The 26,082-nt window shown below is 71.1% G+C and carries 21 protein-coding genes; 11 read left to right on the forward strand and 10 right to left on the reverse strand.

The window, feature by feature from the left end; genetic code table 11:
- The first annotated feature begins 8 nt into the window (after nt 1–8).
- Genes H6726_02515 through H6726_02525 form a run of 3 tightly spaced genes read left to right on the forward strand, consistent with a single transcriptional unit; the run spans nt 9 to nt 5,494 of the window.
- On the forward strand, nt 9–1,508 hold the full coding sequence (locus H6726_02515; protein ID MCB9656496.1) for a hypothetical protein: 1,500 nt from the start codon (nt 9–11) through the stop codon (nt 1,506–1,508).
- Between the two features lie 54 nt (nt 1,509–1,562).
- Entirely contained in the window at nt 1,563–2,549 is a 987-nt protein-coding gene (locus H6726_02520) for a TerC/Alx family metal homeostasis membrane protein (GenBank protein ID MCB9656497.1), read from the forward strand.
- Nucleotides 2,546–5,494 (forward strand): 2-oxoglutarate dehydrogenase E1 component, encoded by a 2,949-nt coding sequence (locus H6726_02525; GenBank protein MCB9656498.1) that lies wholly within the window; start codon nt 2,546–2,548, stop codon nt 5,492–5,494. The genes H6726_02520 and H6726_02525 overlap by 4 nt, the downstream gene beginning before the upstream one ends.
- Nucleotides 5,495–5,526: 32 nt before the next feature.
- On the opposite strand, the gene H6726_02530 is transcribed toward H6726_02525, so the two are convergent.
- Nucleotides 5,527–5,955, reverse strand: coding sequence for a hypothetical protein (locus H6726_02530; protein MCB9656499.1), 429 nt, complete (start codon nt 5,953–5,955; stop codon nt 5,527–5,529).
- A 177-nt stretch (nt 5,956–6,132) separates the two neighbouring features.
- Between H6726_02530 and H6726_02535 the strand changes: the two genes are divergently transcribed.
- Nucleotides 6,133–7,044, forward strand: a complete 912-nt coding sequence (locus H6726_02535; GenBank protein MCB9656500.1) for a glutaminase — start codon at nt 6,133–6,135, stop codon at nt 7,042–7,044.
- 117 nt (nt 7,045–7,161) lie between these two features.
- Here H6726_02535 and H6726_02540 read toward each other — a convergent pair whose 3' ends face one another.
- Genes H6726_02540 through H6726_02550 form a run of 3 tightly spaced genes read right to left on the reverse strand, consistent with a single transcriptional unit; the run spans nt 7,162 to nt 10,033 of the window.
- Nucleotides 7,162–7,818: a response regulator transcription factor gene (locus H6726_02540; protein ID MCB9656501.1), complete on the reverse strand. Its 657-nt coding sequence runs from the start codon at nt 7,816–7,818 to the stop codon at nt 7,162–7,164.
- A complete protein-coding gene (locus H6726_02545) occupies nt 7,811–9,061 on the reverse strand; it encodes a hypothetical protein (GenBank protein ID MCB9656502.1) in 1,251 nt (416 codons plus the stop codon). The genes H6726_02540 and H6726_02545 overlap by 8 nt, the downstream gene beginning before the upstream one ends.
- 15 nt (nt 9,062–9,076) lie before the next feature.
- Nucleotides 9,077–10,033 carry an ornithine cyclodeaminase family protein gene (locus H6726_02550; GenBank protein ID MCB9656503.1) on the reverse strand — a complete coding sequence of 319 codons (957 nt, stop codon included), beginning with the start codon at nt 10,031–10,033 and terminating at the stop codon, nt 9,077–9,079.
- A gap of 119 nt (nt 10,034–10,152) precedes the next feature.
- Here H6726_02550 and H6726_02555 point away from each other — a divergent pair, with 119 nt between their 5' ends.
- The 3 genes from H6726_02555 (at nt 10,153) to H6726_02565 (ending at nt 15,977) form a co-directional block, all read left to right on the forward strand.
- Nucleotides 10,153–11,730 carry a hypothetical protein gene (locus H6726_02555; protein ID MCB9656504.1) on the forward strand — a complete coding sequence of 526 codons (1,578 nt, stop codon included), beginning with the start codon at nt 10,153–10,155 and terminating at the stop codon, nt 11,728–11,730.
- Nucleotides 11,727–14,597, forward strand: coding sequence for a DUF2029 domain-containing protein (locus H6726_02560; protein ID MCB9656505.1), 2,871 nt, complete (start codon nt 11,727–11,729; stop codon nt 14,595–14,597). The genes H6726_02555 and H6726_02560 overlap by 4 nt, the downstream gene beginning before the upstream one ends.
- 105 nt (nt 14,598–14,702) lie before the next feature.
- Entirely contained in the window at nt 14,703–15,977 is a 1,275-nt protein-coding gene (locus H6726_02565; GenBank protein ID MCB9656506.1) for an aminotransferase class I/II-fold pyridoxal phosphate-dependent enzyme, read from the forward strand.
- A 63-nt stretch (nt 15,978–16,040) separates the two neighbouring features.
- Here the strand turns inward: H6726_02565 and H6726_02570 are convergent, their stop codons facing one another.
- From H6726_02570 to H6726_02580, 3 genes are read right to left on the reverse strand one after another with little or no spacing between them, the layout of a single operon-like run.
- Nucleotides 16,041–17,099 (reverse strand): hypothetical protein, encoded by a 1,059-nt coding sequence (locus H6726_02570; GenBank protein ID MCB9656507.1) that lies wholly within the window; start codon nt 17,097–17,099, stop codon nt 16,041–16,043.
- Nucleotides 17,096–18,304, reverse strand: coding sequence for a FecR domain-containing protein (locus H6726_02575; protein ID MCB9656508.1), 1,209 nt, complete (start codon nt 18,302–18,304; stop codon nt 17,096–17,098). The genes H6726_02570 and H6726_02575 overlap by 4 nt, the downstream gene beginning before the upstream one ends.
- Nucleotides 18,301–18,888, reverse strand: coding sequence for an RNA polymerase sigma factor (locus tag H6726_02580; GenBank protein ID MCB9656509.1), 588 nt, complete (start codon nt 18,886–18,888; stop codon nt 18,301–18,303). The genes H6726_02575 and H6726_02580 overlap by 4 nt, the downstream gene beginning before the upstream one ends.
- 144 nt (nt 18,889–19,032) lie before the next feature.
- On the opposite strand from H6726_02580, the gene H6726_02585 reads away from it, so the two are divergent.
- Entirely contained in the window at nt 19,033–20,970 is a 1,938-nt protein-coding gene (locus tag H6726_02585) for a hypothetical protein (protein MCB9656510.1), read from the forward strand.
- A 58-nt stretch (nt 20,971–21,028) separates the two neighbouring features.
- Here H6726_02585 and H6726_02590 read toward each other — a convergent pair whose 3' ends face one another.
- Nucleotides 21,029–22,222, reverse strand: coding sequence for a GGDEF domain-containing protein (locus tag H6726_02590; GenBank protein MCB9656511.1), 1,194 nt, complete (start codon nt 22,220–22,222; stop codon nt 21,029–21,031).
- Nucleotides 22,223–22,245: 23 nt separating this feature from the next.
- Complete coding sequence (locus H6726_02595) at nt 22,246–23,139, reverse strand: LLM class flavin-dependent oxidoreductase (GenBank protein MCB9656512.1); 894 nt, start codon at nt 23,137–23,139, stop codon at nt 22,246–22,248.
- Here H6726_02595 and H6726_02600 point away from each other — a divergent pair.
- The gene (locus H6726_02600; GenBank protein MCB9656513.1) at nt 23,138–23,506 is read left to right on the forward strand and encodes a DUF1294 domain-containing protein; all 369 of its coding nucleotides are present in this window, start codon (nt 23,138–23,140) and stop codon (nt 23,504–23,506) included. The genes H6726_02595 and H6726_02600 overlap by 2 nt on opposite strands.
- A gap of 120 nt (nt 23,507–23,626) precedes the next feature.
- Here the strand turns inward: H6726_02600 and H6726_02605 are convergent, their stop codons facing one another.
- Nucleotides 23,627–24,271 (reverse strand): GDSL family lipase, encoded by a 645-nt coding sequence (locus tag H6726_02605; GenBank protein MCB9656514.1) that lies wholly within the window; start codon nt 24,269–24,271, stop codon nt 23,627–23,629.
- Nucleotides 24,272–24,356: 85 nt separating this feature from the next.
- On the opposite strand from H6726_02605, the gene H6726_02610 reads away from it, so the two are divergent.
- Together H6726_02610 and H6726_02615 are read left to right on the forward strand one after the other, a co-directional pair.
- Nucleotides 24,357–25,130 carry a TetR/AcrR family transcriptional regulator gene (locus H6726_02610; GenBank protein MCB9656515.1) on the forward strand — a complete coding sequence of 258 codons (774 nt, stop codon included), beginning with the start codon at nt 24,357–24,359 and terminating at the stop codon, nt 25,128–25,130.
- Nucleotides 25,114–26,079 (forward strand): Rieske 2Fe-2S domain-containing protein, encoded by a 966-nt coding sequence (locus H6726_02615; protein ID MCB9656516.1) that lies wholly within the window; start codon nt 25,114–25,116, stop codon nt 26,077–26,079. Before H6726_02610 ends, H6726_02615 begins: the two co-directional genes overlap by 17 nt.
- Nucleotides 26,080–26,082 lie beyond the last annotated feature (3 nt).

The following is a 26,082-nucleotide window of genomic DNA, read 5'->3' on the forward strand; positions in this document are numbered from 1 at the left end:
CTGGAGCCGTGGACGTCGGCCCTGATCTCATCCGAGAGCTGCTCATCCTCGAGGCTCGCGCGGCGACCGGTCAGCTGGAGGTCATCAGCGCTGGCGTGCACACGCTGCTGTACTTCCTCGAGGGGCAGCTGGTGTACGCCGAGGGCGGCACGCTGACCGACACCCTCGGAAGGGTGCTGGTGCACTCTGGCAAGCTGACGCAGGCGCAGTACGTGGCCGTGCTCCAGCGCATGACCGACGCCCTGGTCGAGCACGAAGAGATGCGCTTCGGCGAGGTGGCCATCGGGCTCGGCTACCTGACCCCACAGGACGTCACGGAGGGCCTGGCGGGGCAGGTGCGGAGCCGACTGATGGGCTGCCTGCAGTACGAGCGCTCCGTGCGCTACTTCGACGAAGGCAGCTCCTACACGGGGCGGGTGCCCCGCTTCCCGGTCGAGCTCGGCGCCGCGATCATGACCGGCATGCACGAGTTCTACGACGAGGAGCGCCTGTTCCCGCTGTTGATGCTGTCCCTCGAGCGACGCTGGCGGCTCACGAACCCCACCGACTGGGGCGCCGCGCGCTTCGCGTTCTCCGGGGAAGAGCTGCAGGTGGCGCGGCAGCTGCGTGAGCCCACGCGGCTGGCGGAGATCGTCGGCGACCCTCCGTCGACGGCCCGCATGCGCGTCACGCTCCTGCTGTGGCTGGCGGGCCTGGTGGAGGACTGCGAGCCCGATCGCGCGCGCTCCGAGCGCCCCCGCAGCGACCGCCCCTGCATCGACCGGGCGCTGGTGGAGGACGTGGAGGACCGCAGCGTACCGTCGCTGCGACCCCCGCCGCCGAGCACGCCAGACGCGGCGGAGCGGGCCACGCCGCGTCTCCCCTTGGAGGCCGCCCCGACGACCCCGACGACGGAGGACGCGTCGGAGCCAGCGGGTGGCCGCGAGGCGCGCGCCGAAGAGCTCGCCTCGGCACGGGCACGCGTACTGAAGGGGCTCAAGGGCGTCACGGGCGGTCGCCCTCCACGCGGGGCCGGGAGCGCCGCAGCGGCGGTCGCCGCGCTGCGTGGACGCCGCCCAGGGTCGAGCCACACCATGCCCTCCGTCAAGGCCGGGCAGACCGTCGAGACCGACCCGCGCGTCGAAGCGGAGACCTACTTCCAGCGCGGCCGAGTGGACCTGGAGCAAGGGCGCACGGCCGCCGCGCGCCAGCAGTTCGACCACGCGTTCCTGCGGCACCCGTCCGACGAGTACGCGCTCTACCTGGCCTGGGCGCGCTTCCTGACCGCCACCTCGGCGGAGGTCGTCGACGCGCGTTCCTCGGTGGAGGCGCGCATGATGGACTGCCTGCGCGCCGATCGCCGCTTGGCCTTCGCGCACTACGTCGCGGGGCGCCTGGCCCTCGTGGACGAGAACTTCGAGTCGGCCGAGAAGTCCTTCAAGCGGGCGGTGCAGTTCGACCCGGACCTGGTGGACGCGGCGCGCAGCCTGCGGTTGGTCCAACAGCGCATGAGCGCCAAGAAAAGCTGACGCCCGAGAGCGCGGAGCGGCGTTGCCTGGTATCGTCCGCTTCCCCCAACGCCTATGACCTACGTCTGGATCGGCTTCTTCGTTCTCGTGGCGGCGCTGCTGGCGCTCGACCTCGGCGTCCTGAACCGTGAGCACCACGTGATCGGCTTCAAGGAGGCCTCGCGCTGGACGGCCTTCTGGATCACGCTCGGCGTCAGCTTCGGTGGGTTGGTCTACCTCATCTACGAGAACCACTGGTTCGGGGTGAGCCTCGCGCACCAATCCCCGCTGGTGTCGGACGGGGTGGAGGCGCTGACGCTCTACATCACGGGCTACCTGCTCGAGAAGTCGCTCAGCATCGACAACATCTTCGTCATCGCGATCGTGTTCGAGCGCTTCGGCATCGCCCGTCAGTACCGTCACCGCGTGCTGTTCTGGGGCATCCTCGGGGCCCTCGTGATGCGCGCCATCATGATCTTCGGCGGCATCTGGTTGATCCAACACTTCGACTGGATCTTCTACTTCTTCGGGGCGTGGCTGATCTGGCAGGGCATCTCCAGCGTGCGCGGCGGCGACGAGGAGGTGGACCCCGAGAAGGGCCTCGTGTTCCGTGTCGCCAGCCGCGTCATGCCCATGCGCGGCGGCGAGCACCACGGAAAGTTCGTCACACGTGAAGGGGGCTTCGCGTTCACCATCCTCGCGCTGTGCTTGGTGGTCATCGAGTGGACCGACGTGGCCTTCGCCCTCGACAGCGTCCCCGCCGTGCTCGCGGTCACCACCGAGCCCTTCCTGGTGTTCACGTCGAACATCTTCGCCATCCTCGGGCTGCGGTCGCTGTACTTCATGCTCGAAGGGATGCTGGCCGAGTTCGACGTGCTGGCGTACGCCCTGGCCGCCATCCTGGTGTTCATCGGGCTGAAGATGATCCTGCACAACATGGTGCACATCCCCAACCTGGTCTCGCTCGGCGTGATCGTGGGCATCCTCGTGCTAGCGATCGTGGGTGAGCGGCTGGTACGCTCGCGCAAGCCCGAGTCCGAGGGCCAACAACAAGGCGACTGATGTCCGATTTTGGTGTCAACCAAGGCCTCGTCGAGGAGATGTTCCTCGCGTGGATGAGCAACCCCAGCGCGGTCGAGCCCGCCTGGCGGAAGTACTTCGACAACCTGCCCCAGGGGGAGTGGCCCCAGCTCACGTCGTCGGGGTCCCTCACTGCCCCGGCCGAGCACGTGCCCAGCGCGCCGCTCCCGCGCGAGACACACGCGTCGAACGGCGTCGCCAACGCCAGCCCAGCGCCCCTCGCCGGCCTCCCGGGCGCCTCTCCGTCGGTGTTCTTCCCGCCGGGGGCCGAGAACCTCCCCTTCGTCGCCGAGCGCGTCGCGGGCCGGCCCTCGTTCCCGCCCACGGGCGAGATGCTCGCCGCCACCCAGCTGCAGGCGCGCCTCTCGGCGCTCATCAACGCCTACCGCGTGCGCGGGCACCTGTACGCCAAGCTCGATCCCCTCGGGCTGAAGGACCTGCCCCCCACGGAGCTCGCGCTCGAACGCTATGGCCTCGCCAACGTGGACCCGAGCACGGTGTTCTCCACGGACGACTTCTCCGGTCCTCCCTCGCTGCCCCTCGGTGAGATCGTGGAGCGTCTGCGCGAGACCTACACGCGCACCATCGGCGTCGAATACACCTTCTTGGAGGACAAGGAGGCCCGCGAGTGGCTGCAGGACGAGATGGAGTCCAGCACCAACCACACGCAGCTCGACGTGCACGACCAGCTGCGCATCCTCACGAAGCTCACGGACGCCGAGATCTTCGAGCAGTTCCTGCACACCAAGTACATCGGCGCGAAGCGCTTCTCGCTCGAGGGCGGCGAGAGCGTGGTGCCGCTGCTGGACCTGCTGATCGAGCGCGCCTCCGAGCACGGCGTCGACGAGATCGTCATCGGCATGGCCCACCGCGGGCGCCTGAACGTCATGGTCAACATCCTCGAGATGGACGTGCGCGACATCTTCGCGGGCTTCGAGGACAAGGACCCGCGCAGCAACATGGGGCGCGGCGACGTGAAGTACCACATGGGCTTCTCGACCGACCGCAAGACCGAGGCCGGGCGCGAGATCCACATGACGCTGGCCTTCAACCCCAGCCACCTCGAGTGGGTCAACCCGGTCGTCGAGGGGCGTGTGCGCGCCAAGCAGGACCGCAAGGGCGACAAGGCGCGCTCGCGGGTGCTGCCCCTGCTCATCCACGGTGACAGCGCGTTCATCGGCCAGGGCGTCGTGGCCGAGACGCTGAACCTCAGCGAGATCGGCGGGTACCGCACGGGCGGCACCGTGCACGTCATCATCAACAATCAGATCGGCTTCACCACCAACCCGGAGGACGCGCGCAGCACCCGCTACTGTACGGACATCACGCGCATGCTGCGCTGCCCCGTGTTCCACGTGAACGGCGAGGACCCCGAGGCGGTGGCGCAGGTGGCGCACCTGGCGGCCGAGTACCGTCAGCGCTTCGGGCGCGACGTGGTGGTGGACCTCTACTGCTACCGCAAGTACGGGCACAACGAGGGCGACGAGCCGCGCTTCACGCAGCCGCTCATGTACGCCGCGGTGGACCAGAAGCGCACGGTGCGGCAGGTCTACATCGAGCGCCTGGTGGAGACGGGCAAGATCACCCGGCAGCAGGCCGAGGACATCGAGAACCGCCGGCGCGCGTTCCTGGACCAGGCCCTCGAAGAGGCGCGACGCGGAAAGTTCGCGCTGAAGCCGTCGGCCATGCTGGGCGTGTGGGAGTCCTACACGGGCGGGCGCGACGTGGACACCCCGCGGGTCGACACGGGCTACCCGCGCGAGAAGCTGGTGGCGCTGATCGACAAGCTCACCACCATCCCGGACGGCTTCACGCCGCACCCGCGCCTCAAGCGCTTCGTGCTCGACAAGCAGCGGGAGATCATGACCACCGGGGTCGAGGTGGACTGGGGCACGGCCGAGAACCTCGCGCTGTCCTCCATGCTGGTGGAGGGCATCCCCTGCCGCCTCACCGGACAGGACGTGCGGCGCGGCACGTTCAGCCACCGCCACGCCGTCATCTTCGACTCGGTCACGGGCGCTCGCTACACGCGCCTCGGCCACCTGAGCGACAACCAGGCGCGCCTCGAGATCGTCGACAGCCCTCTCAGCGAGGCGGGCGTGGTGGGCTTCGAGTGGGGCTACTCGCTCGACACGCCGGACGCGCTCATCCTGTGGGAGGCCCAGTTCGGCGACTTCATGAACACGGCGCAGGTCATCATCGACCAGTTCATCTCGTCGTCCGAGGACAAGTGGCACCGCCTCTCGGGTCTGGTGCTGGCCCTGCCGCACGGCTTCGAGGGACAAGGCCCCGAGCACAGCAGCGCGCGCCTCGAGCGCTTCCTCATGCTGTGCGCCGAAGACAACATGCAGGTGGTCAACCTGACCACGCCCGCGCAGGTCTTCCACGTGCTGCGCCGCCAGGTGCTGCGCCCGTGGCGCAAGCCGCTGGTCATCATGACGCCCAAGAGCCTGCTGCGGCACAAGCGCGCCGTGAGCACACTCGACGAGCTGGCCACGGGGCGCTTCGAGCGCCTGCTCCCGGACGCCGCTTCCGACAGCAAGGGCGCGCCGAAGGACGCGAGCAAGGTCACCCGTGTGGTGCTGTGCAGCGGCAAGGTGTACTTCGACCTCGAAGAGGAGCGCGAGAAGCTGGGCGCCGACCACGTCGCGCTGCTGCGCCTCGAGCAGCTGTACCCGCTGCACCCGGAGGAGATCCGCGACGCCCTCGCGCCCTATGCCGACGGCACGGACCTGGTGTGGTGCCAGGAGGAGCCGTGGAACATGGGCGCCTGGTACTTCATCCGCGCGCGCCTGCCAGAGATCGTGGAGCACCGCTTGCCGCTGCGCTGCGTGGCACGACCCGAGAGCGCCAGCCCGGCCACCGGGTCGAGCGGCGCGCACAAGCTGGAGCAGCGGATGCTCATCGACGAGGTCTTCGCGAGCTGAACGCCCCGTCCGGGCGCAGCGCCACGGCAGCCTCAGCTCGCGTGCTTGACCACGAGCCGCGCGAGCGCGGGGATGGCCGCTTCCACGTTGCTCTTGGCGGTGCCACGCAGCGAGCCGTAGGCCTTCTTGACCACGCCGTTGGTGGAGCGCTCGGCCTTGCCGTCCGTGATGGACAGCATGGCGTCGGCGGCGCGCCCGGCGTTGGCGCTGAAGTGGGCCACGACGTCCTTGCCGGCAGCCACGGCCTCCTGGTGCAGCGGGTCGAGGGCCTTGGCGAACTCGGGCAGGAGGTCGCTGACCACGTTGCGGATGAAGCCGGGCTTGATGCCGCTGACCGTCTTGTAGCCGGCCTTGATGAGGAAGTTCTTGGACTTCACCTCCGCGTCGATGAGCGCGAGGCAGTCGTCGACGATGGCAGGCTTCTTGGCGGGGTCGGACAGGGCGTCTGCGAGGCTTGGCATAGGCGCTGAGGGTAGGTCGGCACGGCGGGCTTGCAAGCCGGCCGCCCAGGCGCGGCGCGTGGCGTTGGGGGAAGCCGGGGGCGCGGAGTGCACGTGCCCACCGCCCGTCGTCGTTGGGATGCGTGTCACCCCTACATCAGCGATGCGTTCTGGCTCGATTCGAGGCAGCCTCTGCTCGTGGACTTCCAGCCCATCCTCGACGAGATCGCCCACACGTGTCTGCCCCTGACCAAGGAGGGCGCCGTGGCGACCTACATCCCGGCGCTCGCGCGAGTGGACCCGCGGCAGTTCGGCATCGCGCTGTGCACGGTGGACGGGCTCGAGGTGGCGGCCGGCAGCGCGGACACCCGCTTCTCGATCCAGAGCATCTCCAAGGTGCTGTCGCTCACGCTGGGCATGCAGCGCCTCGGCGAGCGCTTGTGGGAGCGTATTGGGCGCGAGCCCTCGGGGGATCCGTTCAACTCGCTGGTGCAGCTGGAGCACGAGCACGGTGTGCCCCGCAACCCGCTCATCAACGCGGGCGCCATCGCCGTGGCAGACCGCCTCGTCAGCGGCGACGCGCACGCCAAGGAGTCGCTGCGTGCGCTCGCGTCGGACCTCGCCGGGACACCCATCGCGTTCGACCGCGAGGTGGCCAACAGCGAGGCCGCGACGGGCTTCCGCAACTACGCCATGGCCAACTTCATGAAGAGCTTTGGCAAGCTCGACAACCCCGTGGAGGAGGTGCTGGACCTGTACTTCCACCAGTGCGCGCTCAGCATGAGCTGCGCCGAGCTGGCGCGGGCGTTTGGCTACCTGTGCCGCGACGGGCGCCACCCGCGCGATGAGCGTGCCGTGCTCTCGTCCAAGCAGGCGCGGCGCGTGAACGCGCTGATGCTCACCTGCGGCACCTACGACGCTGCGGGCGAGTTCGCGTACCGCATCGGCCTGCCGTGCAAGAGCGGCGTGGGAGGCGGCATCGTGGCCGTCATCCCGGACCAGCTGACGCTCTGCGTGTGGGCGCCGGGGCTCGGGCCCAGCGGCAACTCGGTGGCTGGCATGCGCGCGCTCGAGCTGTTCGTGGAGAAGACCAGGCTGTCGGTGTTCTGACGCCCAGACTCTGGGGCTGAAGCCAGATCCCGCCGAAAGGCACCCGGGGTCGAGAGGCTGTGTCTGAAGCCCGGGGTGCCCTTCGGCGGCTCCGCGGGGGGTTCTTGCTACAGGCCTTCAACGCTCGGGCGGAGGGTCCATGAAGCCCCACCGCTCGCCGTAACGCTGGATGTCTGCCAGGTTGGTCGCGCCGAGCTTCTGACGGATCTTCTCGATGTGCGAGTAGACGGTGCTCCCCGACAGGCCCAGGTCGAAGCCCACCTCCTTGGGCGTCGCGCCACGCGCGAGCAGGATGAACACGGTGTGCTCGCGCTCCGTGAGGGCCGCGTGGGGCGGCGCGCTGTCCGTGATGCGGGCCGCCAAGGCGCGCAGCTCCTCGCTCAGGAAGGAGCGCCCTGCCTGGACGGCCTGCACCGCGCGCACGAGGTCCGTGACGGGGTCCGACTTGGAGACGTACCCCTCCGCCCCGGCGGCCACCATGCGGGCGACGTAGTCGTCGGGGCGCTGGTGCGTGAAGAGCACCACGTGCGGGCCCGCGCGGCGGATGGCCCGCACGGTGTCGCCCGCCTCCATGCCGGGGATCTGCACGTCCAACACCACCACGTCGATGGGCTCGGCCGCGGGGTCCGAGAGGCGCGCGAGCAGCTCGCCGATGGTGCCGAGCGTGTCCACCACGCGCAGCCCTTCGGCCGGCGCGAGGTAGCGACGGAGCCCCTCGGCGACGATGGGGTGGTCGTCGGCTACCAGGAGTCGTACCAGCGCCGTTTCACTCATGCTGTACCGTCGCAAGTGGCACGCGAGCCGTCAACGCCGTGCCGCCCGCCCCGCTGTCGAAGCGCAGCGTGCCGCCCAACCCCTCGACGCGCTCACGCATGCCGATCAAGCCCCAACCCGCCCCGCGCGCGTTGACGTCGAAGCCCCGCCCGTCGTCCGCCACGGTCACCAGCAGCGCGTCGCGCTCGTGCCGCACGGCCACCCGCAGCAGCCGTGCGCGCGCGTGCTTCAGGGCGTTGGTGAGGGCCTCCTGCACCACCCGATAGACCACCTCCTGTTGCCTCGCGGGCACCGGTCCCGCGTCCACGCTGCGCTCGATGCGCACCTCGGCGCCGCGCTCGAGCACGGTGCACATGCGCTCGATGCGCGCCGGCAGGGCGTCGTCGTCGCGCGGTTCCCGCAGCCCGCCGACGATGCGCTTGGAGGAGCGGTCGAGCGCGTCCAACAGCCCCCCGAGGTGGTTGAAGTCATCGCGCGGGACGGCGTCGCTGGCTGCGCGCGCGAGGCACTCCAGCTCCATGCGGGCGGCGGTGGTCACCTGCGCCAGGTCGTCGTGCAGCACACGCGCGAGGGCGCGCCGCTCGAGCTCGCGCGCCTCCTGCTGCGCGCGGCGGGCCAGCTCGGCGGCCAGGTCGTGGCGCTCACGCGTGAGCTCGTGCGTGGAGTGGCCCAACCAGGCGCTCACCCCCACCACGGCGAGGAGCGTGATGGTGGGGATGTGGATCATCGGGTAGGGAAAGTAGCTGGGGTAGGCCAGCGCGAAGGTGAGCACGAAGGCCAGCGTGGGGGCCACCGTGAGCACCAGCCGCTCCTTCAGCTCGCAGGGGAGGATCAGCGTGAGCGGCGCGATGATGTAGACCGCGTAGAAGTAGGGGCCATCGAAGCCGCCGAGGGCCCCGAGGTGCAGCGCGACGCTGGCGGCCATGGTGATGGAGAAGGCGCACGCCACCCAGATGGGGTGCCGACGCGAGAGCGGCAGGTAGCGCATGGCCAGCACGGACGAGAGCGCGATGCCGATCTGGATGGGGATCCAGAACTTGCCGGGCGCGTTCTTGGGTGTCCCCGCGAGGACGACGCGCCCCACCACCCAAGCCACGGCGAGGATGAGCGTGATGGCCACACCGGCGACCTCGACGCGACGCCGCAGCGTGTCGCGTGACCACTCTTCGAAGGTCACCGTAGGCGCGGCGGGCAAGGCGCTCGGGGCGGAGGTGCGTTCGGTCACGGCGACGTCTTCTGCCATGGGCCAGCGCGCCGCCTACGACCGGAAGACGATCTGCTGGCCGATGCCCCGGCTGCGCGCCAACTCGAACGCGACGCGCGCGATGGCCGCGTCCTGGATGGCCAGACCGGTGGAATCGAAGACCGTGATCTCGGACGAGGGCGCCGCGCGGCGCCCCGCGACGACAGACCCGAGGGTGTCGCGCGCGGCGCTCGGGTCCAGCTCGCCGTTGGCGATGGGCACGTTGACCTCGCCGCTGTGGTGCGCCTGCTCGACGTCGTCGACGTAGATGCGCGCGTCGAGCAGGATGGCCGTCTCGAGCTCCTGCTTGCCCGCCGCGTCCGCGCCCATGGCGTTGATGTGGGTGCGCCCCTCGAGCCACTTGCGCCGGAGCACAGGGATGCGCGTGGGTGTGGCGGTGCAGACGATGTCACACTTGGCCGCGTCTTCGAGCGACACGGCGACGCCCTGGTTCTCGTCGGCGAAGCGCTCCGCAGCGTCGCGCCTGATGTCGGCGGCGCGCACCTCGAAGTCGGTCCCGAACACGAAGCGGTGCGCGTCCAGGATGGACTGCGCCTGCACCCCACAGCCGATGAAGCCGACCGAGGAGGGCTGATCGCGATAGAGGACCTTCGACGCCACCGCCGCGGCCGCACCGGTACGAAGCCCCGTGAGCAGCGTGGCATCGAGCACGGCGGCGGGCAGCGCCGTATCGGGGTGATTCAGGATGTAGAGCCCCATCACGCTGGGGAGGCCGTGTCGCGAGGGGTTGTCCGCGTAGACGCTCACCCACTTGACCCCGGCGGCGTCACCGAGCGCAGCTGGCATGGCGCGGAAGTCGCCGCTGTGCTCCGGGATGTCCAGGTAGACCTTGGCGGGCATACGCGCGTCACCCCGTCCGTGGGCCGCGAAGGCCCGCTCGACAGCTGGCACGACGTTGTCCATCGTGAGGAGGCCGCGAACTTGGGACTGGGTCAGGAGCAACGTGGGCATTCACCGAGAGCATACCGGAAGCTGTACGCGCACGCGCGACAGATCCCCCCTGGCGAGCTCCGCGCCCCACCCGCGCGTTGTCGACGCGCGCGTGCCCGCGTGCTGCTACTGTGCGCGCCGTGACGCGCCGCCTCGTCCCCGAAACCCTGCTCGCGCTGCTGGCGGCCGCGTGCGCCGCGCCGTTGTTCCTGGTGGAGCACCCGCCCATCCAAGACCTGCCCCAACACCTGGCGGCGATGCGCGTGCTGGCCGACTACGACGCGCCCGGTCTGCGCTTCGCCGAGTTCTTCGAGGTGCACCTGCTGCGCACCCAGTACCTGGCCTACTACGGCGTGGTGCGCGTGTTGTCCGTCGCGCTCCCGGTCGAGCTGGCCAACCGCCTCGTGCTCGCCGCGGCCATCGTGAGCACGCCCTACGCCATGCGTGCGCTCTTGCGCGCCCTGGGACGGGACGAGCGCTTGTGCCTGTTGACGCTCCCACTGACGTGGAACGCGCACCTCATCCTCGGCTTCCTCAACTTCGTGTCCGCCATCCCGCTGGCGCTGCTCGGTCTCTCGCTCGCGGTCCGGCTGCGGCTCTCGTTCTCGCCGCGCGTGGCCGCGGCGCTGGCGGTCGTCAGCACGTTCACGTTCTACACGCACGTCGTCCCGTTCGCGTTCCTCGGGCTGGGCGCGGCGCTGGTGCTGGTGGGCGACGGGGCGCGTCAGACCCTCCGCCGCTGGCTCGCGTTGGTGCCGGCCGCGCTCGCGGCGCTGCTGTGGATGCAGGTGAGCCCCGCAGGGCAGGCGACGGTGCAGGCGAGCACGCTGGCCGGGCCCGCGAGCGAGGGCCCATCCCCGCAGTTCGCGGCGCCAGGTGCCGCGCTGCGGGAGGCGCCGATGTGGCTGACGGACGTGCTGCACGGCGACACCGACATCCAGCTGCTCGTCGCCTACCTGGTGCTCCTCGTGCTGTGGCTCGCGGCGGGCGCGGGCGGCGACACGCTCGACACCTCGCCCGACGGACGGCGGCGCACGCGCATGCTGCGCCTGCTCGGACTCTTGTCACCCCTGGCCGCGCTCTTGTACTTCGTCGCGCCCGTGTCGTACGACTGGATCTGGCCCATTAGCGCGCGCTTTCCGTTGCTCGCGCTGGTGTTCCTGCTGCCGCTGCTGCCGCGCGCGAGGGGCGCCGCGGGGGTCGGGCTGGTCATCGCCGCGGGGCTGCTCACGCTGCGCTCTGCCAGCGCCGTGGGCGACGCATTCGAAGCGTTCGAGACGGAAGAGGTGGGCGCGCTGGACGAGGCGGTGGCCGCCATCCCAGAGGGCAGCCGCACGGCGGGGCTCATCTGGGACCGCGGCTCCCGCCACGTGGGCTTCTCCCCGTTCATCCACAGCGTGGCCTGGGTGCAGGCGCGCCGTGGCGGCGCGGTGATGTTCACCTTCGACGACTTCCCGCAGAGCCCCGTGATCTTCCGCGAGGACAACCGCCCGCCGCGCGTCCCCCCGCGTTGGGAGTGGACGCCCGAGCGCGTGAACCCGGACACGGACCTGGGCTTCTACGACCACGTGCTGACCCGCGGCGGGCCGGGACGCATGGCGCGCAGCTCTGCGTTCGAGGAGATCTTCCACGACGGGCCGTGGCGCGTCTACCGGCGTCGCGCGGAGAGCGGCGCGGGCACGACGCCTGACGTGGACGCGGCGGGGGCGCCCCGATGAGCGACCCCCCCACGCGCGCCGACTGGGACCCGACGCGCCACGTCGCCATCGCCCTCGGGCTCCTGACCCTGCTCGGCGCGGCCGCCTTCGCGTGGTCCTCCTATGTGCCGCACACGTTCATCCTGCGCGACGGGCGCTTCTACACGAACGTGAACGCCACGCTGACCGAGTCGCTCGCCATCGAGCAACCCTACGCGCGCAGCTGGTACGGCGGGGACCTCGGCTGGAACCGCAACCTCGACGCGGGGTGGAGCAACATCGCGGTCGGCCGGAACGGGGAGCACCTCCCGAAGCACCCGCTGCTGCTGCCCGTGCTGTCCGCGCCGTTCTTCTATGCGCTGGGGCTGCCCGGCCTCTTGCTCTTCAACCTGCTCACGTTCGTCGCCATCGGGGCGTGCGCCTTCGGCGTCGCGCGCCGCTACGTGGACGAAGCAGACGAGGCGGCCGCTGCCATTGCCGCCATCGCGCTGCCGCTCGGCACCAGCATCCTGAACTACGCGTACGACTACCACGTGGACACGCTGCTGCTGGCGCTCTTTCTCGGCGGAGTGCTGGCCATCCATCGTGGGCGCGGCGGGCTCGCCGGCGTGCTGCTCGGGCTGACGGTCACGCTCAAGCCGACGTGCCTCATGTGGGTGCCCTCCTTCTTGCTCTTGGCCACCTCCCCGCAAGCGGCGCTCGACAAGCGCGGGCTGCTGCGCGCCGTGGGCGCCGGGACGGTCGTGCTGCTGGGCTACGCGCTGCTCAACACATGGCTGTTCGGGCGACCGTACTGGGCTGGCTACAACCGCACGCTGGTGGTCGTGGACGGCGTGCCGGGCATCGCAGACCACGTCGACGCGTTCTCCTTCCCGCTCGAGGACGGGCTACGCCGCGTGTTCCTGGGTCACTACGGCGTCGCGCGCCTGTTCGCGCTGTTTGCGCTGGCCCTGCCCGGCTGGGCGCTGCTGGCGCGGCGCGCGCCGCGGTACGTGGCGGCTTCTGTGCTTGCCCTGGGATGCGCCGTGTTGGTGTTCGCCAAGTACGACTGGGAGGGCGACCGCTTCCTGTGGCCCGCCCTCGCGCTGCTGGTGCCCGCGCTGGCGGCCTCGCTCGGCAGCCTGCTGCGCCCGCTGCGTGACGCCCTGACGCGCCTGTCCGCGCGCGCCCCCTCCCCGCAAGCGCCCCCGCACTGGGCGCGTGACGCCGCGCTGGCCGCGGTCGCCGTGACCGCCGTGCTGGTGGCCCACGCCGCCACGTCCCCCAACCTCATCGACCGCGTCGCGCGCACCACGAGCAGCGTCGCCGCCACGCAGCTGGCCACCGAGGGAACGCTGTCGGTCGAAGGCACGGCGCTCGCCCCGCAGGGACACCCCGTCTACGACGACCATCGATCGCAGGTGGCCCGCACCCGTGGGGGCACGCTGGTGGCCCGCACGTCGCCGCTCGTCAGCGTGTTGAGCGCGCCCTTCGCGCGCTTCGGCGGAGAGGGCCTGCTGCCGCTGCACATCGCGCTCTCGGCCCTGCTGGCGTGGCTGGTGGTGGCCCTCGCCCCGAGGCCGCCGACCGTACTCGCGGCCACGGTCGTCGCCGTCGTCCTGCTCCCCGGCGTGCGCGACGCGCTGCTGACGGGTGGCCCCCCGCTGTTCACAGCGGTCGCGCTGGTTGGCGCGTTGGTCGCCGCGGCGCGGGGGTGCGCCGCCCTGAGCGTCGCCCTCGCCTGCCTCTGCGTGGCCTTCGCCGAGGCACCCGTGCTCGCGCCCGTCGCCACGCTGGTGTTGCTGGCCGCGCCGCTGCGCGCGCGCTGGCGGGCGCTCCCCTCGGACGACGCGCGACGCACCTGGGCGCTCCGCCTCGGGCTCGCGTCCGCCGCGACACCGGCTCTGTTGCTGCTCCTCGGGCTCCTGTTCTGGGGCCGCCCGCTGGCCGTCTCGTCGGAGCGCGTCGCGGTGCTGGGGCTCGAGGGAGTGTTCGCGGTGGCGCCCACGGACACACTCACGCAGCGTCTGGACGCCGTGTTCGGAGACGGCCCCAGCGCCCTGCGCGGCGCCGCACCCCTCTTCGTGTTGGCCGTTCCGGGCCTCGCCTTGGCGGCGGTCGGACGGCGCGACCTGGCCGTCGCGCTGGGGGTCACGTTGCTGTCGCTCCTCTCGCCGAGCGTGCTGTCCGGGCAGCCCGCGGTGCCGCTCTTCGCGCTGTTCCTGCTCGCCATTCCGGCGGCGCGGGTGCTGGGCGCGCTCGGTGCGCTGTGTGACATGGCGGCGCACCGGCTGGTGGCGCGGCTGCCCGCCCGGCCAGGGCTGGCGCTGCTGATCGCGCTGGGGACGCCGCTGGTGGCGCTGCTGCTCGTGGGTGCCGCGCGCCGCGCGCTGGCCAGCGACGTGTTCGATGTGGCGGACCCCGCCGCGGTCCAGCACGCGCGCGTGACGCTCTCGCGTGGCGCGCGCAGCGCCCCGGTGCCCTGCGACTTCCTGGCCTGGGAGTACCAGAGCTGGGAGTGCGCCAGCTTCGAGCGCGGCGTGACGCTCACCGGCCTCGCCACCGCCACGCCGGAGCACGTGGGCCCCGATGGCGAGCCCGCGCTGCACCTCGGCACGGACCAGCGGGGGCGCGCGCGCACCATCCGCTACGACGGCGTGCTGCTGACGGACCGCCTCGCGCTGACGGCGCGCCTGGACCCGCGCAGCGGTCGCGCGGGCACTCTGCGCGTGCTCGCGGACGACGAGCCACTGCACGCACAGGCGCTCGACACCCTGGGCGCGCCAGGCGAGCTGTACCCCCTCGACATCGACACATCCCGCCTGGCGGGCAGGCGCGTGACGTTGGCGCTCAGCGTGGTGTCGGAGCAGGGGCCCGTGTCCGTCTGGCTGCGCGGCGGCCCCCGTTGAGCCCGGCGCCGCCCCGGAGAGCGCCGCGTGCCCGACACGCGGATCCGTGCCCATGGCGTCCAACAGCGCTATGACTCGCCCATCGTCCGAAGAAGGAGCCCCAGAGTGACCCGTCCGTCCCGCGAAGCCCTAGCCGCCCAAGAGTCCACCCTCGCCGCCCAGTACGATGCGTTCTGCGCCAAGGGGCTCGCGTTGGACATGACCCGTGGCAAGCCGAGCGCCGCGCAGCTGTCGCTCTCGGACGCGCTCGACGGAATCCTGGCCGGAAACTACAAGGACGCGAAGGGCACGGACACCCGCAACTACGGCGGCCTGGACGGCCTGCCCGAGGCGCGCGAGTTGTTCGCCACGATGCTGCAGGTGAGCCCCGACGAGGTGCTGATCGGCGGCAACTCGAGCCTGACCCTGATGCACACCAGCGCGCTCTTCGCGTGGCTCTACGGGCCGAGCGGCGCCGGGAGCGCGTGGCGCGCGGAGCCGGGCGTGAAGTTCCTGTGCCCGGTCCCGGGCTACGACCGACACTTCGGCATCTGCGAAGACCTGGGCATCGACATGGTCCCGGTGGCGATGAACGAGGACGGCCCCGACATGGACGAGGTGGAGCGCCTGGTGAAGGGCGACGCAGCCATCAAGGGCATGTGGTGCGTGCCCCGCTTCTCGAACCCGAGCGGCATCGTCTACTCGGACGCGGTCGTCGATCGCATCGCGCAGCTGGGCAAGCTCGCGGCGCCGAACTTCCGCGTGTTCTGGGACAACGCGTACGCCGTGCACGCGCTGCACCGAGGCGCGCCGGCCCTCGCCTCCATCATGGACGCGTGCCGCAGGCACGGCACCGAGGACAGCGTCCTGATCTTCGGGAGCACGTCCAAGGTCACCTTTGCGGGCGCGGGGCTCGCGTTCATGGGCGCGTCCAAGGCCAACCTGGCCGTCATCAGCAAGCACCTGGGCAAGGCCACCATCGGTCCCGACAAGGTCAACCAGCTGCGCCACGTGCGCTTCCTGAAGGACGCCGAGGGCATCCTGGCGCACATGGACGGCCACGCGCAGCTGTTGCAGCCACGCTTCGAGGCCGTCCTGAGCACGCTCGAGCGCGAGCTCGCCGGCACCGACATGGGCAGCTGGACCAAGCCCGAGGGCGGCTACTTCGTCAGCTTCGACACCATCCCGGGGGTCGCTTCTACGGTGGTCGCCCTCGCGGGTGCGGCGGGCGTGAAGCTCACCCCGGCTGGCGCGACGTGGCCGTACGGCAAGGACCCGGCCGACCGCAACATCCGCTTGGCGCCCAGCTTCCCGAGCCTGAACGACATCCAGGCGGCCATGGACGTGTTCGTCTGCTGCGTGAAGCTCGCCACCGTCCGCGCTTGGCTGGCCGAGGGCTGAGCGCGAGCACGCCGGAGCTCTGAAAGGCACGCTGGAGCTCGCCGCCCCCGAGCTCCCACGTGCTCACCGCGGTGGGCCGACCGAAGCGCGCTCGTCGCTCGTCTCCCGCGCGGAGGAGCGCCCCACGCCGAGGGCGACGGTCAGGTAGAACGCGACGTTCCAACCGTCGAGCGTCGCCGTCCGGCGACCGCCCTGGTCCACCGCCATGCCCTTCAGATATCCGAGCTCGCAGCGGAAGCCGACGAGGGTACGGGCGTGCTCGTGCGCGAGCCCGAGCCCGAGGAAGGCCCCCAACCCGAGCCCGTGACGACGACCCGACCCGACGGCCGGGTTGGGATCGAGGTGCCCACGCGCCCGGACCGTCCCGAGCGCGGCGAGCACGTCGGCTTGAAACCGCCAACCGCCCTCCGCGGAGTCGAGCAGGCGCGCCCCGAGCATCCCCAGGTAGGCTCGCAGCTTGACCGGACCGGCCGTCTCGCTGCGGCTGCCTGCGCTGACGCTGGCCCGCACGAGGAAGCGGCGCCACACGGCACCCACGCCGACATCCCACGTGACGAGGTCGTCGTCCGCGAACGTGACGGGCAAGGGTGGGAAGATGCGGAGCCCCACCTGCGCGACGAGCTGGAACGGAGCACCCGTGTCCTGCAGCTCGGCGACGGCGGACGGCGGCCGCGAGGAGGGAGCCTGCGCATCCTCGCGGGCGAGAGGCGGGGGGCGCCTGCCGGTCGCGGTCACGCCGGGGGAACGACCCGGGTCGCGCGTGTCTTGCGCGAACTCTTGGATGGCCTCGTCCGTGTGCAGCAACTCGGCGACCACGATGGCCACGAGGCGCACGCGGAGTGCGGTTGGTGTGTCGCCCCACGGGACGACGCGCACCAGGGTACGTCCGCCGCGCGCGACCGTGACCCGTGCGTGTTGGTCCGAGCACTGGTCGACCCGAAAGGCGGCGTCGACCTCGCCGACCTCGATGCGGAGGACCTCCACCAAGCGCCGGGCGTCGAGCCCCGGGACCTGGCACACGTCGACGACCTGCGCGCGCGCGCCCGAAGCTGCGAGGATGCCGACGCACGCGACCAGCGCGAGCGCGCAGCGACGCGCGTGCGGAGACGACGAGACGCTCACTCGATCCACCCGCGAAACAGGTCTGCGGACGCACCGTTCGGGTGCAGCTCGAGGTAGCGGCGCGCGGCGTCGGGTCCGCGGGGATCGGCGTCGGCATGGAGCGCGCGAACGAGCCGCGCGCGCGCTGGCTCGCGGAGCGCAGCGGGGAGCCCCAGCTGGAGGCTCTGCTCGAAGTACGCGACGGCCCCGCCGGGATCGCCGAGTCGCTCCAACCTCAGGCGCCCCAGCGTGTACGCGGCGATCGCCGCTGCGCGCCCACCGTCCCCGCGCTGCATGATGCGCTCGAGCGGTCGCACCGCATCGCGCGGATGGCCGGCGAGACGCGCCAAGTCCGAGAGACGCATCAGCTCCGCGACGTCGTCGGTTCGGGTCGCCTCGCGCTGGAATCCGTCCGGTCCCAACGCGTCGTAGGCGTCTTCGTACCGACCTGCCTCGAGGTGTTCTCGCCAGCCAGGGCGTCGCTGTGCCTCCCGCGCGCCGACGCCTCCGAGCCGGGCCGGAGCCTCCTCGAGCTGCGCGGCGGCGTCCTGATCTTGCGGCGACGGTGCGGGCTCGCGGCGCGGAGCGGGCGGCTCCTCTGACGCAGACGAGACCACCAGAGACTGCCCTGCGCCCAAGCGCTGCACGTGATCGGGGACGCGCTCGCCGCGCACGAGGACCGCGCCACGCGCCACGTCGACCCCCACGCGTTCGTCGTCACGCGTGATGGTGAAGACCGTCCCGACGACCTCGACGCTCAGCGGACCACACGCGACCTCCCAGCGACGCGGTCCGCGCGGACGGATCCGAAAGGTGACGCGCCCCCCGCGCAGCGCGAGACGGACATGGTGGGGCGTGGTCTCGAGGAGGTCCACGTGGCTGCCCGGCGCGAGCGCCAAAGACGACCCGTCGTCGAACGACAGGGACTCGGCCACGTCGCTCGTGATCGTGGCAGGCACCGGGGAGCCGTCCGCCAGCCGGAGTGGCCCCGAAGGGTCGCCACGCAGCGACCACCCCACGCCCAGGAGCACCACCAGCGCCCCCACGGCGACCCCGGAGAGGAGCCGGCGACTGCGCGGGACTGCGAGTCTCTCGCGTCGGCTCGACGCGCGCGGACGCGGCCCGCGACGACCAGCCTCGACGCGACGCCACAGGGCTTGCACGCGTCGTTCGTCCACGTCCGAATTCAGCGCTTCCCGTGCGCGCTCGATGCGGTCCTGCGTCATGGGCCCTCCATGAGCGTCTTCACGACTCCGTCAGCACGCGCGATGCGGCGCTTCGCCGTGGCCAAGCTGCACCCCACGAGGTCCGCCACCTCGCCCAGCGAGTGCCCGTGAAGGCGCCGGAGGATCCACGCGATCCGCTCTGCCGCGCCGAGGCGATCCAGCGCGCGATCGATGATCCTCAGGTCGGCCCGCGCCTCCTGACCCGCGCGCTCGCTGGCCTGGCTCGCGAGCGGCGCGCACGCCTCGAACGTGCGGTCGAGCCCGAGCAGGCGGCGCAAGCGCTGACGACGCATGCGCTTGTAGACCCGGTTCACCGTCATGCGCCGGACCCACGCGCCAAAGCGGTCCGCGTTCTGCAGGTCCTCGAGCTCGTCGAACGCGGAGACGAACACGTCCTGCACCACGTCCTCCGCGTCGGCGTCGTTGCGAAGCATGCGCCGCGCCAGGCACAACACGTCGCCCACGTGACGTCGGTACAACGCTTCCTCCGCCCAATGGTCCCCGCTGAGCGCCCGCATGACGAGAAACTCGTCGTCGGGAGCGGGCGCGGCGACGCGCTGAATCGGGATGAGGGCGTAGGTCACGTGATGGATGGACCCCGAGGGGCAAAAAACGGCTCACGCGTTTTCGACGTTCGAGGGAGCGTCGGTGCGCGCACGAGAGGCTGAGCCGAACGAGGGCCGTCGGGGTCCTGTCCCTGCGCACCGTTCGAAAAGGGGAAACCGTCCATGCTCACGCGCGCCACCATCCTTGCTCCCGCGACCATAGCGCTCTTTTGTCTACTGGGGTGCCTGGATCGCCCTCTGCGCGCCATCGTGCCGTGCACGCAGTCCGGCGTCGTGCAGGAGGTCGACATCACCAGCGTCGACCAGATCGACCTGCTGTTCCTCGTGGACAACTCTGCCTCGATGAGGGAGGAGCAGTCCGCGCTGATCTCGGAGATCCCCCGCCTCGTGACGATCTTGGCGACAGGTCAGCTGCCAGATGGTGCCACGTTCGAGCCTGTGGCGAGCCTCCGTGTCGGCGTGATCACGAGTGACATGGGCGTCGGAGGCGTCGACACCGACGTCGAGCTGCTCTGCGGCACGCCAGAAGGTGACGACGGGCTGTTGTTGACGATGCACCGAGGCGGCGACGCGACCTGCGACGACGCCTACCCCCGATTCCTCGACTTCGCTTCGACCACCGACGACCCGACCGCGTTCGCGGACAGCGTGGGATGCCTGGCGGACACCGGCAGCGACGGGTGCGCGTTCGAGCAGCAGCTCGAGGCCGTGCTCAAGGCGCTCACGCCCTCGACGTCGGACATCACGTTTCGGCGGACACGCGGCGGTGTCGAGGTGAGCAACACGCCGGGTCATGGCGACACCGAGAACGCCGTGGACCGCGGTGACGGGACGCGCGAAGGCTTCGTGCGACCGAACTCGCTGCTCGCCATCGTCGTGGTCACGGACGAGGACGACTGCTCGAGCGAAGACATCGACCTGTACGATGTGTCCGAGGACTCCGTGTACCCCGTGCCGACCTTCATCGATGGGCAGGGCATACGACGGCAGGCGCGGAAGCGACAGTGCTCCGCCCATCGCCAGGCGCAGCACCCGATCGCGCGCTACGTGGATGGCCTGCTCGCGCTGCGCCCCGAGGCGGAAGGTAGGCTGATCTTCGCGTTGCTCGGAGGTATCGCCCCAGAGGTGGTGGACACGAACAGCGAGCAGGTGGTTCACAACGGTGTGCCGGTGCTCGAGCACGACTACGCGGGCATGCTGGCCGATCCCTCCATGGAAGAGCGGCCCACCTCGTTCGGAGACGACCTCGTCCCGGGGTGCACGCGACCGAACCCCGAAGCTCCCTCGAACGAGTTCCTACGGAACGACGCCTACCCACCACGGCGCTTGGTCCAAGTGGCCGCGGGCCTCCAAGAGCGCGGCGCGGCTGGGGTGGTCGCCTCGATCTGCCAAGCCGTGGACGCCGCCCAGGGAGACTATCGCGCGGACTTCGGGCCGGCGATCGACGCCATCGTCGCCGCAATCGCGTCGAAGATCCCGTCCAGCTGCCTCCCGCGACCCCTCATCCGCAACGGCCTCGGGAACGTCACGTGCAACATCCTCGAGACGCTCCCCAGCGGCGCCTCCTGCGCCGACCACGCAACCCGTGGGCGCAACCCCGAGGCGCACAGCATCACACCAGACGGGCGCGAGGTGTGCAGCGTGCGCCAGATCGCGCCCTCGCGGGAAGAGCGGAGCGCGGGTGCCGACCCGGCGGGCGTGGGTTGGTTCTACGACGACTACTCCGCCCGCGTGAACGAGGACTGCACCGAGGACCGCCGCCAGCAGGTCCGCTTCACGAGCGGCGCCGAGCCCGTGACGGGCGCGACGTTCCGGCTCGAGTGCGTGACCCCCGTCTCCCCACCCGAGTCGACCGTCGACATCGGGACCTCGTGTGAGGGGAACGCGCAGCGCTGCGAACTCTCGGGCGTGGCGCTGGACCGCCTCCGATCGCAGTACGACCGCCCGAGGGCCGCGCTGGTGTGCGACGACTACTCGAACACCTGCCGCCTGGTGTGCACGGCGGACGCCGACTGCCCTGGGGGTTACGTCTGCTTCGACGCGGCCCAAGGAAACCTCGGCAGCGCCGCGTACTGCTTGAGCCCGACCTGCGAGTTCTGAGCCGCCCGACGCACGGCGCGGTGTCCCATGCCGCGCGACCGGTGACACCATGCGTCGTTCAAGGGGCGGGGTCCGTCTCGACCTCCACGCGGTCCCGGCCACGCTCCTTCGCGCGATAGAGCGCGGCGTCGGCGGCGCGCACCAGTTGCTCGCCGCTGCGGGGTTGACCCGGGACCAGCGCCGCGCACCCAGCGCTGGCGGTGACGCGCAACGCGTGCTCGTCGTGCTCCACCACCAGCGCGCGGATGGCAGCGCACACGCGCTCGGCGGCGGCGCGAGCGCCCGAGAGCTCGGCCTCCGGCAGCACCAGCAGAAGCTCCTCGCCACCGTAGCGCCCTGCGGCGTCCACCTCGCGTAGATGCGACGCCACGACCTCGCCGACGGCCTGCAGCACCGCGTCCCCGGCGCGGTGGCCGTGGGTGTCGTTCACACGCTTGAAGTGGTCGAGGTCCAGCATGACCACCGCCAACGGTGCATCGAAGCGCTGGGCGCGCGTGATCTCACGTTCGAGCATGTCCTCGAGACCGCGCCGGTTGGCGAGCCCCGTGAGCACGTCGGTGGCCAGCAGCTCGTTGATCTCCTCCTGGCGTGCCCGCGCGAGCGCCATGGCGAGACCCGTCCCCGCCAGCACCGCGGCGGTGAGGACCACCGTGAACGCGAGGTTGAGGTAGACCCACACATCGGGGGGGCGCTCGCCTGCGAACACGACGGAGCTGAAGACCGGTCCGTAGAGCAGGAGGCCGGCGCGCTCGAGGATGGTGGTGCCCACGATGACCAGGAGCCCGACCAATCCCCCTTGCGCCGCCCGTCGGACATCGAACAGCAGGAACACGGCCATGCCGCCCGCCTGGTACCCGATCAGCACCGGCGTCGAGAACGGCCCCACCAAGTAGGCGCCAAGCCCCATCAGCACGAACCACGAGTGGATCACCGCCCGCACGAAGAGGTCGTGTGTGCCCTCGCGGCGGCGCAGGACGAACCACAAGACGAACAGCCCCGAGAAGGCCGAGAGGATGCCGACCAGGAAGCTGTGTGTGGTGGCGAGCGCGGGGCGCGAAATGTATGGCTCGACGGTGGGATCCGCGAGCAGCCCGTTCACGCGGTAGAGGTAGAACAGCGTGAACGGGATGGGAGGGAAGAAGATCAGGATCGTCTTCTGGATGTCGGTCCACTCGAGGGGGTTGCCCAACGTCCGCAGCGCACGCGGCATGCGTGAGCGGGGCGGTCGGGTAGGCGATCCCGAGAGGTGCACGCCCCGGAGCGTACCTCATCTGCTCATCTGCTGTGGATCAGCTCGGCCACGCGCTCCACCTGGTCGAGCGCCACGGACGTCGGCACCAGCAGGAGCTCGTCCACACCGAGCCCCTCGAGCTCGTCCATGATGGTGAGCAGCGCCTCGGGCGAGCGGGCGCGTACCATGGGTGTCACCTGCGCCGCAGCCCCCGGGCCCATGAAGCGCAGATAGCGCCCGAGGTAGTCGAGGATCTGCGCGCCCGCGGCGTCCGCGTCAGAGCCCAGCGCGTACCAGCATGCCACCTGGATGTAGGGCTTGGTCTCGCGTCCCTCGCGCTCCCAGGCCTCCTTGGCGGTCTTCATCTGGAAGCTCACCACGGGCGCCGTGGGCCCGAAGTCGAACGTGCTGAGCCCGTCCGCCCAACGCGCAGCGCGCTCGATGCTCTTGGCCATCAGGCTCCCCGCGAGCACGGGCGGCCCACCGGGCTGCACGGGCGCGGGCCCCACCGGGAACGCCCCCTCGACGATGGTGCCCTGGGCCCACACCTCGCGCATGCGCGCGACGGCCTTCTCCATGCGCGTCAGGCGGCGCTTGTCGTACACGGCGCCGATGGCCTTGTAGTCCTCCTCGCGCCCACCCACGCCGACCCCGAACACCACGCGCCCACCGGACAGCACGTCCAGCGTGGCCACCTGCTTGGCCATCAGCACGGGGTCGTGCATGGGCGCGACCATCACGGTGGCCGCCAGCTTCACGCGCTCGGTGACCGTGGCCGCCGCCCCCAGCGCGGCGATGATGTCCGGGTTGTAGAAGGCGACGCGCTCTCCTGCGGCGAGCGTGTGGAAGGGCCCCTGGTCCACCGCGCGGCACCACGCGAGGAAGGTGTCGCGGTCGAGCCCGGGCGCCATGACGGGCAGGTTCATTCCGATGTGCATGGCGCGCAGCGTACCGAAAACGTCGCGATCCCGGCGAGTGAACGCGCGGGGCCTTGCTCGGGGCCGCTACGGCGCGCACATCAGGCGCGTGCTGGCGCAGCTGAGCCTCGTCCTGGTCGCCGTGAACGTGCTGACCGCGTGCGTGTTCGCGTACGACAAGTGGCGCGCCACCCGAGGTGGATGGCGCGTGCGGGAGCGGACGCTGCTGGGATTGGCTGCGCTCGGCGGAGCCGCCGGCGCGCTGTTGGCCATGCGGGCCTGCCGCCACAAGACGCGCAAACCCGCGTTCCGGTGGGGCGTGCCCGCGCTGCTGGTGCTGCAGGCGGGGCTGGCCAGCGCGTGGCTGCTTCGAGGACAGCTCGGGTAGCAACCGGCGCGAATTGGCGCGGGGATCGGTGGGTAGCTTCCCCGGGTCGTCCGGCGTCGTGGCCCGCGGGTTCACGCGTGTCGCAGCCCGCGATGCCTCACAGGTCGCGTACGCGCACGTTCAGGCGGCGCCTGTCGTGAAGCGCGCCCAGGCCTCGTGCCGCTGCACCACCGCGGCGAGCAGCTCGTAGCCGAGCGCGCCAGGGTGGTAGCCGTCGCCTGCGTCGAGCGCGGGCAGGTAGTCGGGGTCCGCTCGCGTCGCGGCGTGCACGGGAATGAAGGGCACGCCGAGCTCTGCGCAGAGGGCGGCGAGCTGCTCCGACCGCTCGGCGATGTGGGCGTCGCTGGGCTGATCCGCCACGGCAGGGGGACCCACCATCAGGACGGGTCCGAGCGCCTGCGCGCCCGTGAAGATGGCGCGCGCATAGCTCCGCGTCTCGTCCGCCAGCAGCAAGCTGGGCCCGCCGGGGTACAGCGTGCGCGCGTCGTTCACGCCGAACGCGAACACCATGCGAGGCGCGACACCGTCGGGCCGGCGCGCGTCCAGCTCGGCGCGGAAGCGGCGCGCGATGCCCCCGCTGGTGTCGCCGCGCACCCCCAGGTTGTAGAAGGTGGCGGGCAGCTCGCCCTCGGGCGTGTCAGCGCGCCCGTCGGGCCCCCGCGCGCCGAGGTCGCGCATGACGCGCCCCACCCAGCCGAGGGCCTGGGGGTCACCCACGCCCAGCGTGAGGGAGTCGCCGAAGAAGTAGAAGCGCGTGTCGGCCATGCGGCAGAACATGGCTCACAGGTTGGGTGCTGTCCGCTCGTTCCAAAACATAGACCAGCGTCTAACTTTAGACTAGAGTACAGACATGTCCGAGCCGAGCCTGCGCGAGCGCAAGAAGCACGAGGTGCGCGAGCGCTTGTGCCAAGAGGCGCGCCGACTGCTGGCCGCGAGCGACGACGGGGGCGTGTCGGTCGAGCAGATCGCCGAGGCCGCGGGCGTGTCCCGCGCGACGTTCTTCAACTACTTCCCTTCCAAGGGTGCGCTGCTGGACGAGCTGGCGCGGCGCATGACGGGACGGCACCAGCGCTACCTCGCCGAGGTCAGCGCCGAAGGGGAGGCGCTGGAGCCCACCCTGGTGCGCTGGTTCGCGCGCTCGGTGCAGACCGTCCGGCGCTCGGAAGCCACCAGCCGGCTGCTCTTCGGTCGCGCCTTCGCAGGGGCCGAGGAGAACGAGCTTCGCGCGGCGCAGATGGCCGACGTTCACCGCGCCTATGCCGACCTGCTGCGGACGGCCCAGGTCCGCGGTGAGGTAGCGGTTGGAGCCGACGTGAGCTTCTACGCGGAGATGATGGCCGGCGCGATGACCGCCCTGCTCAACAACTGGTTCAACGACCCGAGCTACCCGCTGGAGGCCCGTGCCGAGCAGACCGCGCGCTTTCTGGCGAGCGCGATCGCGGCCGACCACGCGCCTTCGAGGAACGCCCGGGCCGCCCAGGCCCCGTCGCGCGCTGCCGCGACCCGGCGCGCGTCCGCAGGCACCCAACCTGCGGCAGGAGCATCGCCACCGTCCGCGCGTGAGGCAGCCCCCAAGTCCCCCACCAAGAAGCGCAGGAGCAAAGCCCATGACCGCAGCGCGTGACGCGAGCATCTCCTCCGGACGGGCGTTCCCCGGCTACCCCCGCGGCTGGTTCGCCGTGGCCCTCGGGACCGAGGTCACCTCGGACGCACCGCTCACGCTGCGCTACTTCGGGCGCGAGCTGGTGGCCTTCCGTAGCACGGATGGGCTCCCTACCGTGCTCGACGCACACTGCCCACACCTGGGCGCGCACGTTGGACACGGCGGCTCCGTCGTCGACGGCTGCGTGCGCTGCCCCTTCCACGCATGGAAGTTCGACGCCGCCGGCCGCTGCGTCGAGGTCCCCTACGCGCGCCAGATCCCGAAGCGCGCCCGCCTGCGCGCTTGGCCCACCGTGGAGCGCAACGGCCTCGTGTTCGTCCACTACGACCCGTGCGGGCGCGAGCCAGACTACGAGATCCCCGCCCTGCCTCAGGTGGGCGACACCCGCTGGACCACCTTCCGGCACGGCAAGCTGCGGCTGCGCACGCACTCCCGCGAGATCCTGGAGAACGTGGTCGACGTCGCCCACTTTCCGACGGTCCACAAGAACGTCCCCGTGGCCTTCGAGAACGAGTTCGAGGGGCACCGCGCCGTACAGCGCTCGGCCGGGCACGGCATGGGCGAGCACGCGACCACCCAGTACCGGCTGGAGGCGACCTACTACGGGCCGGGCTTCCAGATCACGGACATGGACTCGGTGGTGCAGACGCTCATGTACAACGCGCACACCATGGTGGACGAGGAGCACGTGGACCTGCGCTTCGGCGTGATGATCGCCCCGGGCACCGCCGGGGAGCGCTTCTCGGAGGCGTACGTGGACCACTACGTGGACACGCTCATGCACGGCTTCCGGCAGGACGCGCGCATCTGGGAGCACAAGCGCTACCGCACGCAGCCCGCGCTGTGCGACGGGGACGGCCCCATCACGCAGCTGCGGCGCTGGTACGCGCAGTATTACGACGCGCCCTGAAGC

The sequence above is a fragment of the Sandaracinaceae bacterium genome (assembly GCA_020633055.1).
Classification (GTDB): Bacteria; Myxococcota_A; Polyangia; order Polyangiales; family Houyiibacteriaceae; genus JADJJE01.